This is a genomic window from Streptococcus orisasini, assembly GCF_001431045.1.
In the GTDB taxonomy this organism is placed as follows: Bacteria; Bacillota; Bacilli; order Lactobacillales; family Streptococcaceae; genus Streptococcus; species Streptococcus orisasini.
This window is the reverse complement of the sequence record NZ_BCLE01000034.1, coordinates 22,126-35,742: the sequence shown is the minus strand read 5'-3', so window position 1 is coordinate 35,742 and position 13,617 is coordinate 22,126. Positions and strand designations below refer to the sequence as shown.

The window sequence follows — 13,617 nt, the reverse complement described above, 5'->3', positions numbered from 1 at the left end:
GAATTTTTAATTTCTTTCAAAAAAAGGCCTCTCAAGCAGAAAAAACAGCAAAAAAACTTTCTTAAAAATTTTTACAGGATTTTTGAGGTTTTCTCATACTCAAAGAAATTCAAAATCAAACTAAGACAAGATGGCAAAGTTTCTGACTAACAAAGCTGCTACCATCAGCACAACAGCTATCAGGAGCTTTTCAATAAGACTAAAAAATAAGTTGCTCCCTGCAAAATTGTGTTTCTTCATAAGCAGCTAGAACAGACCAACACGATTCTTGAAACAAGTGTGTGTCCCTGGTCCACTAGCCTTCTGACAACTGGATTATAATATCACATCAGAATATTCCAAAGATTAACTTTTTTATGCTAAAATATATTTTATGAATACTTTTGTTCTACAGCTTGATGAAAAAGCTGTTCAAAACCTGATTGAAAAGCTCAGCAACTACCGCATTCAAAACAGCAATACTTATGTACGCTTTGCTGCCAAGTTTAAGGGAACTGTGATCCTGATTTACACTTCAGGTAAGGTTGTTTTCCAAGGAAAAAATGTTCCAGAAACGGCTCAAGAGCTGGGCTTTGTGACAGACACACCAGATTCAAATGAACAAAACAGCAAAAATCTTGCTTCCATTGGTTCTGATGAGGTGGGAAACGGTTCTTATTTTGGCGGTCTGGCTGTGGTGGCTAGTTTTGTCCAACCTTCAGACTATGCCTTTTTGAAAAAACTAGGCGTAGATGATTCTAAAAATTTGACAGATGCTAAAATCCGGCAGATTGCTCCTTTATTGGAAGCCAAAATACTGCATAAGGCCCTCTTTTTGACACCTCAAAAATACAATCAAGTTGTGGGACCTAAGCGTATGCACAATGCTGTTTCCGTTAAAGTTGCTATGCATAATCAGGCTATTTTTCTGCTATTGCAAGAAGGCATATCACCTGATAAAATAATTATTGATGCCTTTACTAGTGCCAATAATTATCAAAAGTATGTGAAAGATGAAGCCAATCGCTTCACTAATCCCATCAGTCTTGAAGAAAAGGCAGAAGGAAAGTATCTGGCAGTCGCAGTCAGCTCTATTATTGCCCGCAAGCTCTTCTTAGATAATCTTGCTGCTTTAAGTCAGGAAATCGGTCTTAAACTTCCCAGTGGTGCAGGTGCTCAATCTGATAGAACCGCCAGCCAGATTTTAAAAACTTACGGAGAAGATGGCCTCAGGCATACAGCTAAGCTGCATTTTAAAAACACAGAAAAAGCTTATCAATTATTAAAATAATAAGGATGGTATCATGAAAAGATTTTTAAAAGAATGGGGACTCCTTTTGTCCTTCCTTATCGTTTTCGGACTCTTGCGTCTCTTTGTCTGGTTCCCTGTTCAGGTAGAAGGTCACTCCATGGATCCTACCTTGGCCAACGGAGAACACCTCATCGTTGTTAAAACAGCTTCTATTAAACATTTTGACATTGTAGTCGCTGCTGAAGGTAATAAACATATTGTCAAACGTGTAATCGGCCTGCCTGGTGACACCATTACTTATGAAAATGACATGCTCTCCATCAATGGCCGAAAAGCAGATGAGACCTATTTGAAGCAGTATAAAGAGAAATTTGCTAAGGATAAGCTGCAAAAAACTTATTCTTATAATCCATACTTTCAAGAATTAGCTGCAAAATCAACTGCATTTACAACGGATAGCCAAGGAAGCGCCAGTTTTACCATTAAGGTACCAAAAGGTCGCTATCTTCTTTTAGGAGATGACCGAATTGTTTCCAAAGACAGCCGTCAGGTCGGAACCTTCTCTAAAGATAAATTGGTGGGCGAAGTTAAATTTCGCTTCTGGCCTTTAAACGCTGTCCGTTTCATTTCAAATAAGTAAGAAAATGTTAATATAAGCGGAAGCAAGGAATAATTCCTATTTTTTGAGGATATTTCTGCTTCCGATTTTTAATAAGGAATTGCTATGACCTACTATTTTTCAGGCACTATCGAGCGTGTTATTTTTGAAAATGCCAGTAACTTTTTTAAGATTATTCTTTTGGAAATTGATGAGACCGACAGTGATTTTGACGACTTTGAAATTATTGTCACAGGAACTATTGCCGATGTAATCGAAGGAGAAAATTACACTTTTTGGGGACAACTAAGGCAGCATCCCAAATATGGCGAACAGTTAATGATCGAACGCTATGAACGTGCCAAACCTTCTTCTGCTGGTTTAGTTAAATATTTTTCCAGTGACCATTTTAAGGGAATTGGGAAAAAAACTGCTGAAAAAATCATCCAGCTTTACGGTGATGAGCCTATCGATAAAATCTTAGAAGATCCCAGTAAATTAACCAGTATTTCTGGCCTTTCTAAGGTTAATAGGGAAAAATTCATCAGCAAACTGCGATTGAACTACGGTACCGAACAAATTTTGGCTAAGCTGGCTGAGTACGGCATCAACACTAAACTCGCTGTCCAAATCTTCGACCACTATCGTGAAGACAGTCTAGATATCATCAACGAAAATCCCTATCAACTGGTTGAGGACATTCAAGGAATCGGCTTTAAAATGGCCGACCAATTGGCTGAGCAGCTAGGAATAAAAAGTGATGCTCCTCAGCGTTTTCGTGCGGCTTTAATCCACACTCTTTTAGAAGTCTCAATCAGTAAAGGCGATACTTATATTGAGGCTAGAGAATTGCTGGAAAAAGCCATTTTTATCCTTGAAGAAGCAAGGCAGGTTGAACTTGACCCCAGCCAAGTGGCCCATGAATTAAACCAGCTGATTAGCGAGGATAAGGTTCAAAATATTGGGACTAAAATTTTTGACAACACTCTTTTTTACGCAGAAGTCGGCATTCAAAAACAGTTAAGCCGTATTCTTGACAAGCCACTCGAAAAGTTTCCCGAAGATAAGGATATCAAAGCTGAAATTGGTCACGTTCAAAAAGATTTCAATATTCACTATGACAGCATTCAAAAAGAAGCTATTCAAAAAGCCCTTCAAAACAAAGTATTTCTCTTGACTGGCGGACCAGGAACAGGAAAAACAACCGTTATCAACGGTATTATAAAAACCTATGCTAACCTTCATCATATTGATCTTAACAGCAGCGATATTCCAATTATCCTAGCTGCTCCAACCGGCAGGGCTGCTAGGCGCATGAATGAATTGACTGGTCTTCCCAGTGCCACTATCCACCGCCATCTAGGGTTAAACAGCGACAGCGATTATCAAGCTCTTGAAGATTTTCTAGATTGTGATCTAATTATTATCGATGAATTCTCCATGGTGGATACCTGGCTTGCCAATCAGCTGTTTAGCGCTATTGCTTCAGATACACAGGTTGTTATTGTCGGCGACAGCGATCAACTGCCTTCTGTCGGACCAGGACAGGTTCTGGCTGATTTGTTGAAGCTTACATCACTCCCGCAAGTGTCACTGACTAAAATTTTCAGACAGTCTGAGGACTCAACTATTGTTACCTTGGCTAGCCAGATTCGTCAAGGCATTCTGCCGCCTGATTTTACAGAAAAAAAGGCTGACCGTTCCTATTTTGAAGCACAGAGCAACCATATTCCTCAAATGATAACCACAATTGTTAAATCCGCTCTTAAAAGCGGCATTGCAGCCCAAGATGTTCAAATCTTAGCGCCCATGTATCGTGGACAGGCGGGTATTAACAATCTTAATACACTGATGCAAGAGCTCCTTAATCCCTTAGCTGATCAATTGGAATTTCAATTCAATGAGCTGCACTTTCGTAAAGGTGATAAGGTGCTTCATCTGGTTAATGATGCCCAAATCAACGTGTTTAACGGTGATATTGGCTATATTACCGACTTGCTTCCCGCAAAATATACTGAATCTAAGCAAGACGAAATAACGATTAATTTTGAAGGGACTGAGGTTTCCTATCCGCGCAATGAATGGACTAAAATAACACTGGCCTATGCCATGAGCATCCATAAATCTCAGGGCAGCGAGTTTCAAGTAGTCATTCTTCCTGTTACACATCAGAGCGGACGGCTCCTGCAGCGCAATCTTATCTATACTGCCATCACACGCTCAAAAAGCAAACTTGTGATGCTGGGAGAAATCGCAAGTTTTGCTTATGCTGTTAAAAACCAAGGGACTATGCGTAAAACCTATCTCGTTGAGCGCTTCAAGCAGTCAAAAAGCAATCAAACCCCAACAGCTATAAAGAATACAGAAACAAGCAAAGAAAACCTGCCAATAGCAGAAAAAGATTCTTTTATTCTGACAGAAGAAAACTTGCTGACTATTGATCCAATGATCGGTTTATCACAGACTGATATCGAAACATTCTTTAAAATTTAGCCTGACATATCAAAATTCAAGAGTAGCCTTTCAGATATGGTTTCTACTTGTTGTTTCAAGATAAGATTTGTAAAAAACAGTAAAACTAATTTAGCTGAGACTAGAACAAAGTATTTAATCTTTTACGTTTTTTCTCGCAAGACACAGCAGCTGACTGAGCTCTAATTCGTTGCTAAATCAACTTTTACAGTTCTACTTAGCTGCTCTTTCTACATTGAGATAAATTGTTCAACTCTTATATTTTCAATAACAGCAGTTTATGGTAAAATAAGGGTACATTATAATTTGTGAGTTTTTTTATTTTTAGGAGGTATACATGGTATCATACGAAAAAGTAAGGCAGTCATTAAAGACCAGTACTATTGTTATTGCTGTTCTTAACATTCTGAGCATCATTTTAGGACTTATGGGAATACTCAGCGCTCTTTCTCTGCGTCGAGCATTCCAAGACGGAACAATCAATAAATTCCATCTGTCAGCAAACCAGTTAACAGCTATTAAACAATCAATCACATCGACAGCAATTATGATTACCATTGTAGCACTTATCGTTGACATTACCATTGTTGCCTTTTGTTTTATTAATCTATCAAAATTAAAACAAGAACAAACAGTCAGTCTAATCCCTTATTATTTAGGAATTGCGCTGTCAACTGCTAATATTGCCTATATTATTATCTTCAATCAAATCGCCCTCATTCCGCTCTTGATCCAAGCCGCTTATATTGTCCTTTACTTTTACGCTATCCAAAAGGCAAAAACTCTGTCAGAAAAAGAGGAATAGCCTCTCTCAGTCAATGCGTTTAGCACATTTTTTGATATGAGATAAAAAAGCGGGAATGTGCTCGCTTTTTTTAGGTCAATTTTAGGAAAGGGCTTTCTTAAAATCTTCCACTATCTGTCATTTTTTCAGTCAAAAACTTCCAAAAAGGAATGGAACAATGATTTTTTCTGAAAAAAAATTTGGCTGTAAACTGGATAGTTTTGCTGCTTTTTGCCGCCTTTTGAACTTTTTTATTAAAAGCTATTGCTTTTTTCATGAAAACGTTTTAGAATAATAATGTTCTTAAATTTCTTTAATAAAAGAGAAGCTGTGCCTTTGTTCAAGAAGCATTATTCTCTTTAATTGAGAAAAAATTTTTATAAGGAGGAAGAACAAGAATGGCTATCGGAATCGTTATCGCCAGCCACGGCGAGTTCGCCGCTGGTATTCATCAGTCTGGTTCTATGATCTTTGGTGAGCAAGAGAAAGTTCAAGTTGTGACTTTTATGCCAAGTGAAGGCCCTGATGACCTTTATGCCAAATTCAACGATGCAATCGCTGCATTTGATGCAGATGATGAAATTTTAGTCTTGGCTGACTTGTGGAGCGGCTCTCCATTTAATCAGGCCAGCCGTGTCATGGAAGAAAATCCTGACCGTAAATTTGCAATCATCACCGGGCTTAATCTGCCAATGCTGATCCAAGCTTACACAGAACGTATGATGGATGCTTCTGCAGGGGTAGAAAAAGTGGCCGCAAATATTATTAAGGAAGCTAAAGATGGTGTCAAAGCCCTTCCTGAAAAACTGCAGCCTAAAGAAGCTGCTCCTGCAGCTGCCAATACAAGTGCTGCGCCTCAAGGAGCCATCCCAGAAGGAACTGTTATTGGCGATGGCAAACTCAAGATTAACCTTGCCCGTGTTGACACTCGGCTTTTACATGGACAGGTCGCTACAAACTGGACCCCAGCTTCCAAAGCCGATCGTATCATCGTAGCCTCTGACGTAGTTGCTAAAGATGAATTACGTAAGGGATTAATCAAACAAGCAGCACCGGGTGGTGTCAAGGCTAACGTTGTTCCAATTAAGAAATTGATTGAAGCAGCCAAAGATCCTCGTTTTGGCAACACACATGCGCTGATTCTTTTTGAAACACCTCAAGAAGCTCTCGAAGCCATTGAAGGTGGTGTGCCAATCAAAGAATTAAACATTGGTTCTATGGCGCACTCAACCGGAAAAACAATGGTTAATAACGTTCTTTCAATGGACAAAGATGACGTTGCAACCTTCGAAAAACTCCGTGACTTAGGAGTCAAATTCGATGTTCGTAAAGTGCCAAATGATTCTCAAAAAGATTTGTTTGAGCTCATTGAAAAAGCAAATGTCCAATAAAGATAAAAGAGGAACTGTTCATTTAAACAGACCCATTATCTCCTCGTGATTCTTATCAATTTATTTATAACTTAATCAAAAAGGAAGGATGTAGAAACATGTCAGATATTTCTATTATTTCTATGATTTTAGTCGTTATCGTCGCCTTCTTCGCAGGGCTGGACGGTATTCTCGACCAATTTCAATTCCACCAACCGCTGGTTTCATGTACTTTGATCGGTTTGGTGACAGGCCATCTTGAAGCAGGTATTATCCTCGGTGGCTCACTTCAAATGATTGCTCTCGGTTGGGCAAATATCGGGGCAGCGGTTGCTCCGGATATCGCTTTGGCCGCTACTGCTGCCGCTATCATCATGATAAAGGGCGGCAACTTTACTCAGCGTGGTATCGGTGTTGCAACTGCTGTTGCTGTCCCACTGGCTGTTGCCGGACTTGCACTTACCATGATTGTTCGTACCCTCTCTGTCGCTGTCGTTCATGGTGCCGATGCAGCTGCTAAAAATGGTAATATTGGAGCTGTTGAACGTGCTCACTACTTTGCTCTTATCCTGCAAGGTCTTCGTATCGCCCTTCCTGCAGCTCTTCTGCTAGCTCTTCCAACTTCAACTGTACAAGCTATGCTTAATGCAATTCCTGATTGGCTGGCAGACGGTATGACTATCGGCGGTGGTATGGTTGTTGCCGTTGGTTACGCTATGGTAATCAACATGATGGCAACTCGCGAAGTTTGGCCGTTCTTTGTTCTTGGTTTCGTCTTCGCAGCCCTCACTGATTTGACCTTAATCGCTCTTGGTGCAATCGGTGTTGCTATGGCTCTTATTTACCTCAACCTTTCAAAACAAGGCGGTTCAAGCAACGGTGGTTCGTCTGCTGGTTCTGGTGATCCAATTGGCGACATCTTAGAAGACTATTAGAGGGGAGCGATTAACATGGCAGAAAAAATTCAACTTTCAAAATCAGAGCGTAAGAAAATTTGGTGGCGCTCTACTTTCCTGCAAGGTTCTTGGAACTATGAACGGATGCAAAACTTGGGTTGGGCTTACGCACTTATTCCCGCCATCAAAAAACTTTATACATCAGAAGAAGAGCGTGCTGCTGCTTTGGAACGCCACTTGGAATTCTTTAATACCCACCCTTATGTAGCTGCTCCTATTATGGGGGTTACCCTCGCTCTGGAAGAAGAGCGTGCTAGCGGGGCTAAAATTGACGATGCAGCTATCCAAGGGGTTAAAATCGGTATGATGGGACCTTTGGCTGGTATCGGTGACCCAGTCTTCTGGTTTACAGTACGTCCTATCCTCGGTGCCCTTGGTGCTTCTATTGCATCTTCAGGTAACATCCTTGGTCCAATCATTTTCTTCCTTGGCTGGAATATTATCCGTATGGCCTTCTTGTGGTACACACAAGAATTTGGTTATAAAGCAGGTTCTGAAATTACAAAAGACCTTTCCGGCGGTATTCTCAAAGATATTACCAAAGGAGCTTCTATCTTAGGTATGTTTATCCTAGCTGCCTTGGTAGAGCGCTGGGTATCCGTTAAGTTTACGGTTGCTCTTCCTTCTACACAATTATCTGAAGGAGCCTATATCAAATTCCCTAACGGTTCAGTTTCTGGTGGTCAACTGCAAAAGATCCTCGGTCAGGTAGCAGACGGTCTCAGCTTAACACAGGACAAAGCAAATACTCTGCAAGATCAGCTGGATTCCTTGATTCCAGGTCTTATGGGCTTGCTTCTTACCTTCTTATGTATGTGGTTGCTTAAGAAAAAAGTTTCTCCAATCACAATCATCATCGGACTCTTTATCGTTGGTATTGTAGCTCACGTCATTGGATTGATGTAATAAGCACATACTATAGCAAGATACTCTAAAGTTCGTTAGGCTTTAGAGTATTTTTATTTTCAGCTGAAATTTCAGCATTCTATTCACAAAACGCTGCGCAAGCTTTCTTTTTTTGATATAATAAAGCATATTATTTAGGAGTAGGTTATGGCACAATCAATCAATACCAAAGTTGAGTATACAGGCAAAGGGGTTTCTTATCTGGGAATCGGCGGCAAGGTCGGAAAATTTCTTTTGGGCGACCGTGGGTTTGAATTTTACAATGACGCAAACGTTGAACATTTCATTCAGATTCCTTGGGGAAGCATCATTGAAATGGGAGCCATTGTCAGCCGCAAAAAGGTCAGCCGACATTTTGAAATCATTACAGACAAGGGTAAATTCCTCTTTGCATCATCTGATTCAGGCAAAATTTTAAAAATAGCCCGCGAGCATATCGGCAATGACAAGGTTTTGAGGTACCCCAGCCTTATTCAAAAAATTGCTTCTCGCTTTAGCAGCAAACATAAAGCAGCTAAGCCTTAAACAGCTAAGCTTATTCAATTGATAGACAAGCCCACAAAAAATGCTGAGACAACATAATGTCTGCAGCATTTTTTTAGTTTTCATAATTCCCAAAAGGCAGCCAGCTGTCTACTTTCATAATTACTTGCTTTAGATTCAGCCAAGCGAACAGCTTTATTCTCAGCATCTCAACCACGGTAGAGACCACATAGATAAGAAAGGCCGTTCCCAAAATCAGAAAAGGAAAGAGCCAAATAGGCGCTGTAACAAATGATTCAAAGCCATCTTCTAAGAAAAAACGAACCATTAAAGGGTTCAGATGGAAGAGATAAACTCCCAGTGTCGTCGGAGCCAAAGCCTTGATTAATTTGAAAAAGCGGCTACCTTTTTTGATATCTAAAGTTGCAAAAAAGATAAAAATAGCCAAGGCTTCACAAAGAAGAGTCGGTGAAGTGTACCAATACCAAATATCGCCGATGAGCAGTTTAGCAGTAAATGTTGCAGCCATAGCTGTAAGGGCAATCAAAAGGATCAGTCTGCGGCTGAATAATTTTTTCAAATCAAGCCGCTGCAGATAAGCACCAATGATATAAAGAACAATCAACCAATTCATACTAAAACCCTTGGCAAAAGAAAATTCATCTACCTTGGTATTAAACAAAACTGGAAGCAAGGAAAAAAAGACAATAGCCAGAATGACGATATGCTTTAAATCCTTTGTCTTCAGCCTATTTAAAGCGATGTTTAAGATGGGCATAAAAATCAAAAGTCCAAAATAAGCGGTCACATACCAATACTGTCCTGTGATAATAGGAAAGAAGGCCTCAAGCCAATCGCGATAGCTCACCGGTTTTTGCAAAATTGTAAAAATAGTCGTAAAAATAAATGTATAAAAGAAAACCTGCAGCCATAAAGAAAGGCATTTGGAATAGCGATAAGACGAGTGAACTCCTACATAACCGCTAATCAAAGCATAACAGTTAACAGCACTGTAAGCCAGTACTTGAATAGTCCAAGTTACAAAATAATAAAGGTCAAAATCCTCCTCTACAGTTGATCGGATGCCGCCCTTCCCCAAAACATGGGTAACAACGATCATAAACATAGCAAAAATACGCAGAAAATCAATTCCAGAATTATAATGCGAATATTGTTTTTTTCTAATCGTTTCATTCATCGTTTTATTATTCTAACATAGGAAACAAGCAAATAGAAAAATGTTTTTAATTTGAGACATTTTGTTAATTGAGCTTCATAAAATTAATCATTTTTGAACAGAATTCAGTCACACCAAACACATAAAGAAAATACTTCTACTTAAAAATACTGATACTGATTAGCTGTGAGAACACTGAAGCCTCACCCCATTATTATCAATGTTAAGTAAGAGATAGTTTACAAAAAGGCCTCTAAAACTACCTCTGCCTTAAGCATTTTTACGGCCAATTGCTTATGTAATCAAATAATTAGCCCCCGCAAAACACAGAGGCTAATGTGACGTTTTATAAACCTGCTACTGCAGCACCAAGAGTGGCTCCGGTAACAGCACCAACAAATATTGGTGCTGGGATATACGGAGGATCTGGAATGAAAGGCCCAAAGCCTCCTGAAACCATCGTAAGTTCTTCTTGGTTTACTGTAGTAAATTGTTCAAATGCTAATGTGTTCATTGATTATTCTCCTTATTTTATTTACTTATCAACTTTGTCAGTCAACAGAGTTATTGTAAAGCTTTTTATACAGATTGTGAACCCCAAAAGCTCCAAAGAAAACTAAAATTAATTTTTATGTCAATTAATTAAAAAAATATATATTTTGTCTTAACTTTTTAATAAATTAGTTATAAATAAAACACATTCAGGTTGTAGACAAACTCTCTAGTTAGCATTTCACAAGCACACACATCCTAGGATAATATCAATTCACAATCTATAAGAAAAATAGGCGAATGAAACGAGTCTGACCCAGATACTTTCCGCTGTAGCAAAACACCAGAAATGAGTGACTTCTGGTGTTCGGAGATTTTGAGACTTGGGCTCAAAATCTTAATTGAACACGGGCTGCAGATTGTGGCAAAAAGATGAGTCCGCCTAGAATCTTAACGATTTCGCGGCGCACTCCCTATTTTGCCTTTATCCGCAGACGCCCCTTGTATCTTGAACTTAGAACAACTAAAATTTATTAAGATAACATTTTATAACAAATTCCCAATCCTCTTAATTTTTATTAAAAGAAACATTATTTACTTTTTATTTCAAATCCTGTATAATGAAAGCAACGGATAAGTAGCACAGAATCCTTTTCAGAAAGTCTGCGGTTGCTGAGAGCAGGCAGGGAAACCGTGTGAAATTCTACCGTGAAAATTTTATTTATTATAGCAATTAAGGGCACAGAATGTGAAGCTGGATGGAACCGCGCTTAGGGCGCTCCAGCAAATCACTGTCTGTGTTTTTATGTTAAGGAGAAAAAATGCTGGATATCAAACAAATTCGCAATAATTTTGACAGTATCGCTGAAAAATTAGTTCATCGCGGTGTCAGTCAGGACACTTTGCAGGAGTTAAAAAAACTTGATGAGAAACGCCGTGCTCTTCTTATAAAGTCTGAAGAGGCTAAAGCAGAACGTAATACAGCTTCTGCTGCTATTGCACAGGCTAAACGCAATAAAGAGGATGCTTCTGCACAGATTGCTGCCATGCAGAAATTATCAGCACAGATTAAAGCAACTGATGCTGCACTGGCTGAAACGGATGAAAAACTGAATCAGATCATAACTATCTTGCCTAATACACCTCACGAAAGTGTTCCTATAGGAGCTGATGAAGATGAAAATGTTGAGGTTCGCCGCTGGGGAACTCCTCGTGAATTTGACTTTGACATCAAGGCTCATTGGGATCTAGGCGAAAGTCTCGATATTTTAGATTGGGAGCGTGGTGCCAAGGTCACAGGGTCACGATTCCTGTTTTACAAGGGACTGGGAGCTCGTTTAGAGCGGGCTATCTATAACTTCATGCTCGATGAACACGCTAAAGAAGGCTACACAGAGGTTATCCCTCCGTACATGGTCAATCATGAGTCCATGTTTGGAACAGGCCAATATCCAAAATTCAAAGAAGATACTTTTGAATTGGCAGATACTGATTATGTTCTCATTCCAACGGCCGAAGTGCCATTAACCAATTACTATCGTGGCGAAATTATTGATGGCAAAAAACTGCCGGTTTACTTTACTGCCATGAGTCCATCATTTCGTTCAGAAGCTGGTTCTGCTGGCCGTGACACTCGTGGACTTATCCGCCTGCACCAATTTCATAAGGTTGAAATGGTAAAATTTGCCAAACCAGAAAATTCTTATGATGAATTGGAAAAAATGGTAGCAAATGCTGAAAATATTCTGCAAAAATTAGAATTGCCTTACCGTGTCATTACCCTCTGTACTGGCGATATGGGCTTCTCAGCTGCTAAGACTTATGACTTAGAGGTCTGGATTCCTGCACAAAACACTTACCGCGAGATTTCTTCATGCTCAAACACCGAAGATTTCCAAGCACGCCGTGCTCAAATTCGCTACCGCGACGAAGCTGATGGCAAGGTGAAACTGCTTCACACCCTAAATGGTTCAGGACTGGCCGTTGGCCGTACGGTTGCTGCCATCCTTGAAAATTATCAAAATGCAGACGGTTCTGTAACCATTCCAAAAGTGCTCCAACCTTATATGGGTGCTACTAAAGTGATTACTCACAATAATAAATAAATCAATACAGCATACTCCCAAAAGCGAGACAGAAAAAGTCTGATTTTGGGAGTCTCTTTTTAGAGTAAATTTTATTAGAATTATTAAAAAAGAACATAGGAGCTTTTTTGCTTAGCCCTATGTTTATCCATGATAGAAGAGAAACTTAGCCTTGTTCTAATTTTAAATTAATTTCTAGAAAATTATCTTAAATATATCAAGACAATTAAGTGTGTATAGCGATTCTTAAATTTCCTTGATTTTTTCTTAAAATAACCCTAAAATGGAAACATATCCAATAGGTTAGGATCCTGTTACTTAATATCTGGGTATAAATAAAAAATTTAAAGGAGAGTATTGATGAATACTTTAGCTTTTGAACAATTTGAAGTTATGAACGATGACATGCTTGCTAGCATTGAAGGCGGAGTCAATTGGGATCGTGTATTTGGTGGTGCTGCGGCTTATGGCGCTGCAACTATGGCTGTTTGTATGGCTACTGGTCCAATTGGTTGGGGAGCAGGAGCAGCTTACTTAGGTATTTGTGCAGCATCAGGTGCATACATGGGCTATGGTCTAGCATCCTAACCTAGGCAGTTGTTAAATTAATCTACGTTTTGAGGTGGTTACCGTGAGAAGAAAAAGTTCTTTTATCATTTGTACAGCAATTATCATCATATCAAATATTCTTATGATGACAGTGATTAACAATGGTGAAGAGAGGATATCGAACCTGTTTGTGATAGCGATTTCATTATTTTGTTTCCCAGGCTTTTTGTGGGCAATTGATAATGAGATGACTTCACTTATCAGGATTGAATCTTCTACATTAATTCTTCTCGCTGTCCTTTCTGCTATGCGTTTAATCAATAGAATTGATACTTTACCTACTGTAGTAAATTCTACGGTTGTTATTGTCGCTTTGGGATTAATAACATTATTATTAGTTGCCGGAGTTATCAGGTGGATAAACAGAAAAAAGGGTTGATTAAATAACAATCATAGCTATAAAATAAACTTCAAATAAAAGTCCTTGAAAAGTATTTTCTGAGGACTTTTTTTAT

Annotated in this window: 12 protein-coding genes and 1 pseudogene; 11 read left to right on the top strand and 2 right to left on the bottom strand. The window is 39.1% G+C overall.

Going from position 1 to position 13,617, the window contains the following annotated elements:
• Positions 1-373 precede the first annotated feature (373 nt).
• The 8 genes and pseudogenes from rnhC (at position 374) to SCSH_RS07580 (ending at position 8,842) form a co-directional block, all read left to right on the top strand.
• Entirely contained in the window at positions 374-1,270 is an 897-nt protein-coding gene (rnhC, locus tag SCSH_RS07615; RefSeq protein ID WP_057491291.1) for a ribonuclease HIII, read from the top strand.
• Positions 1,271-1,283: 13 nt separating this feature from the next.
• Positions 1,284-1,871 carry a signal peptidase I gene (lepB, locus tag SCSH_RS07610; protein ID WP_057491290.1) on the top strand — a complete coding sequence of 196 codons (588 nt, stop codon included), beginning with the start codon at positions 1,284-1,286 and terminating at the stop codon, positions 1,869-1,871.
• Positions 1,872-1,955: 84 nt separating this feature from the next.
• Positions 1,956-4,155: pseudogene (gene recD2, locus SCSH_RS07605) on the top strand (SF1B family DNA helicase RecD2); the annotation flags it as partial.
• Between the two features lie 483 nt (positions 4,156-4,638).
• Positions 4,639-5,106 (top strand): hypothetical protein, encoded by a 468-nt coding sequence (locus tag SCSH_RS07600; RefSeq protein WP_057491288.1) that lies wholly within the window; start codon positions 4,639-4,641, stop codon positions 5,104-5,106.
• A 377-nt stretch (positions 5,107-5,483) separates the two neighbouring features.
• Positions 5,484-6,476 carry a PTS sugar transporter subunit IIB gene (locus SCSH_RS07595; RefSeq protein ID WP_057491287.1) on the top strand — a complete coding sequence of 331 codons (993 nt, stop codon included), beginning with the start codon at positions 5,484-5,486 and terminating at the stop codon, positions 6,474-6,476.
• 98 nt (positions 6,477-6,574) lie between these two features.
• Positions 6,575-7,390 carry a PTS mannose/fructose/sorbose transporter subunit IIC gene (locus tag SCSH_RS07590; RefSeq protein ID WP_057491286.1) on the top strand — a complete coding sequence of 272 codons (816 nt, stop codon included), beginning with the start codon at positions 6,575-6,577 and terminating at the stop codon, positions 7,388-7,390.
• 15 nt (positions 7,391-7,405) lie between these two features.
• The gene (locus SCSH_RS07585; RefSeq protein ID WP_057491285.1) at positions 7,406-8,317 is read left to right on the top strand and encodes a PTS system mannose/fructose/sorbose family transporter subunit IID; all 912 of its coding nucleotides are present in this window, start codon (positions 7,406-7,408) and stop codon (positions 8,315-8,317) included.
• A 147-nt stretch (positions 8,318-8,464) separates the two neighbouring features.
• The gene (locus SCSH_RS07580; RefSeq protein ID WP_057491284.1) at positions 8,465-8,842 is read left to right on the top strand and encodes a DUF956 family protein; all 378 of its coding nucleotides are present in this window, start codon (positions 8,465-8,467) and stop codon (positions 8,840-8,842) included.
• A 73-nt stretch (positions 8,843-8,915) separates the two neighbouring features.
• Here the strand turns inward: SCSH_RS07580 and SCSH_RS07575 are convergent, their stop codons facing one another.
• The gene (locus SCSH_RS07575; protein ID WP_057491283.1) at positions 8,916-9,998 is read right to left on the bottom strand and encodes an acyltransferase; all 1,083 of its coding nucleotides are present in this window, start codon (positions 9,996-9,998) and stop codon (positions 8,916-8,918) included.
• A 325-nt stretch (positions 9,999-10,323) separates the two neighbouring features.
• A complete protein-coding gene (locus tag SCSH_RS11110) occupies positions 10,324-10,491 on the bottom strand; it encodes a class IIb bacteriocin, lactobin A/cerein 7B family (RefSeq protein WP_152972541.1) in 168 nt (55 codons plus the stop codon).
• Positions 10,492-11,290: 799 nt separating this feature from the next.
• Between SCSH_RS11110 and serS the strand changes: the two genes are divergently transcribed.
• The 3 genes from serS to SCSH_RS07560 all read left to right on the top strand — a co-directional run bounded on the left by serS (position 11,291) and on the right by SCSH_RS07560 (position 13,541).
• Entirely contained in the window at positions 11,291-12,574 is a 1,284-nt protein-coding gene (gene serS / locus SCSH_RS07570) for a serine--tRNA ligase (RefSeq protein ID WP_057491282.1), read from the top strand.
• 339 nt (positions 12,575-12,913) lie between these two features.
• Positions 12,914-13,141, top strand: coding sequence for a bacteriocin (locus SCSH_RS07565; protein WP_057491281.1), 228 nt, complete (start codon positions 12,914-12,916; stop codon positions 13,139-13,141).
• A 43-nt stretch (positions 13,142-13,184) separates the two neighbouring features.
• Entirely contained in the window at positions 13,185-13,541 is a 357-nt protein-coding gene (locus tag SCSH_RS07560; RefSeq protein WP_057491280.1) for a hypothetical protein, read from the top strand.
• Positions 13,542-13,617 lie beyond the last annotated feature (76 nt).